This window comes from Micromonospora sp. NPDC049799 (assembly GCF_040656655.1).
GTDB lineage: Bacteria > Actinomycetota > Actinomycetes > Mycobacteriales > Micromonosporaceae > Micromonospora.
This window is the reverse complement of the sequence record NZ_JBFAMU010000674.1, coordinates 1-2,255: the sequence shown is the minus strand read 5'-3', so window position 1 is coordinate 2,255 and position 2,255 is coordinate 1. Positions and strand designations below refer to the sequence as shown.

1 protein-coding gene and 1 pseudogene are annotated in these 2,255 nt (G+C 73.6%); one reads left to right on the top strand and one right to left on the bottom strand.

Going from position 1 to position 2,255, the window contains the following annotated elements:
• A pseudogene (locus tag AB0I76_RS28105) lies at positions 1-135 on the bottom strand (sphingosine kinase); the annotation flags it as partial.
• 158 nt (positions 136-293) lie between these two features.
• Between AB0I76_RS28105 and lanKC the strand changes: the two are divergent.
• Positions 294-2,255, top strand: a 1,962-nt coding sequence (lanKC, locus tag AB0I76_RS28100) for a class III lanthionine synthetase LanKC (RefSeq protein ID WP_357041603.1), incomplete at its 3' end; no start/stop codon positions are given.

Genomic DNA, 2,255 nt, shown 5'->3' with positions numbered 1-2,255 from the left:
GGCGGCGCCGAGCCGGTCGAGCAGCCGGGGCAGCAGTCCCCGGTGCCGTCCCCGGCCGGCGGTGGGGTTGGCCAGGACGGCGACCGGCCCGTCCGGGGCGGTGGAGCCGTGCTCGTCTGCGGTCACGGCGAGCACCGTACCGCCCGGCGCAACTGACATTTGTCACGACCGACCGTGTGGCACGCATTCGCCTCCATGACTGAACGCACTGGAAGCGCCATACCCCGAACGGACAGACTCAGATCCGTCAGCAGGGCCGCGAGGTCAGCCGAACAGCGGAAGGGGTGGTCACGGTGGACGAGCGCTACGACAGCTACTGCGCCGCCGACCGACTGTTCTACGACTCGCTCGGCAGCGCGGTCGAGCAGCCCACCTTCGCGGCGGCCCACCGGCCCGTTCCCGAGGGTTGGCGCAGCGAGCCGCTCGACGACTGGCTCATCTACGCACCCGACGGCGGCACCCTTCCGCAGCAGGGCTGGAAGATCCACGTGTCGGCGACCCTGGCCAACGCCGAACGGGTGCTGGAGACGGTCTGGGACTACTGCGTCCCTCGTGGACTGTCCTTCAAGTTCCTTCGCGGTCCGCGCACCCTGCTGCTGCGCAACTCCAAGTACGGCGCGCGGGCGGCCAGCGGCAAGTTCCTGACCGTCTACCCGCGCGACGAGGCGGAACTGGAGGTGACCTGCAAGGAGCTCGACGAGCTGCTGGGCGGCGAGCCCGGTCCGTACATCCTCAGCGACCTGCGCCTCGGCGCCGGCCCGGTGTACGTGCGCTACGGCGGTTTCGCCGCCCGGTACTGCCACTCCCCCGACGGGCAGGTGGTCCCGGCGATCGAGGACGACACCGGCACGCTGGTGCCGGACCGCCGCGACCCGGTCTTCCACGTGCCGTCCTGGGTCACCCTGCCGGACTTCCTCGGCCCGCACCTGGCGGCTCGCAACGCGACCAGCACCGATGAGGTGCCGTACCGGATCGAGAAGGTCATCCACTTCTCCAACGGCGGCGGCCTCTACGTGGGCCGCGACCTGCGTACCGACGAGCAGGTGGTGCTGAAGGAGGCCCGGCCGCACGCCGGCCTGGATGCCGACGGCGCCGACGCGGTCGCCCGGCTGGCCCGGGAGGCGGACGCGCTGCGCCGGCTCGCCGACCTGCCGCAGGTGCCCCGGGTGCACGACGAGTTCACCCTCGGCGAGCACCGGTTCCTCGCGTTGGAGTTCATCGACGGCCGGCCGCTGAACAAGGTCCTGGTCGACCGGTACCCGCTGATCGACGCCGACGCCACCGACGCCGACCGCGCCGCGTACACCCGGTGGGCGCTGGACGTCCACCGGCAGGTCGACGAGGTCGTCCGGGCGATCCACGAGCGCGGCCTCGTCTACGGCGACCTGCACCTGTTCAACGTCATGGTCCGCCCCAACGACCGGATCGCCCTGGTGGACTTCGAGGTGGCCGCCCCGGTCGACGGCCACCGCCGGCCGGGCCTGCGCAACCAGGGCTTCGCCGCGCCGCGGGACCGCACCGGCCCGGCCGTCGACCGGTACGCCCTGGCGTGCCTCCGGCTGGCCCTGTTCCTGCCCCTGACCCAGCTGGTCCGCCTGGCGCCGGCCAAGGCCGCGCACCTGGCCGACGTCGTCGCCGCGCACTTCCCGGTGCCGCGAGAGTTCCTCGACGCTGCCGTCGAGGAGATCACCGGCGCTCGGGTGCCCGGCGTCGCCGAACCGGCCGCGGAACCCGCCGGTGCGGTCCACCGGGACCGGATCGCCCGGGCGATCCTCGCCAGCGCGACACCCGCGCGCCACGACCGGCTCTTCCCCGGCGACATCGAACAGTTCCGCAGCGGTGGGCTCAACCTCGCCCACGGCGCGGCCGGGGTGCTCTACGCCCTGCACCACAGCGGCGCCGGCCGCTGGCCGGACCACGAACGGTGGCTGGTCCGCCGGGCCACGACGCCCGCGTCGGGCACCCGGTGCGGCTTCTACGACGGCCTGCACGGCGTCGCGTACGCCCTGGACGTGCTCGGCCGCCGGCAGGACGCCCTCGACGTGCTCGACATCTGCCTGCGGCAACCCTGGACCGGCCTGGACCACAGCCTGGCGAGCGGACTGTCCGGGATCGCGCTCAACCTCGCCGAGCTGGCCGGGCGCACCGGCGAACCGGCGCTGCGCGACGCGGCCTGGCAGGCCACCGAACGGGTCGTCGACCACCTCGCCGACGATCCCGGACCGGACGTCAGCGGCGGGCGGCACCCGTACGCC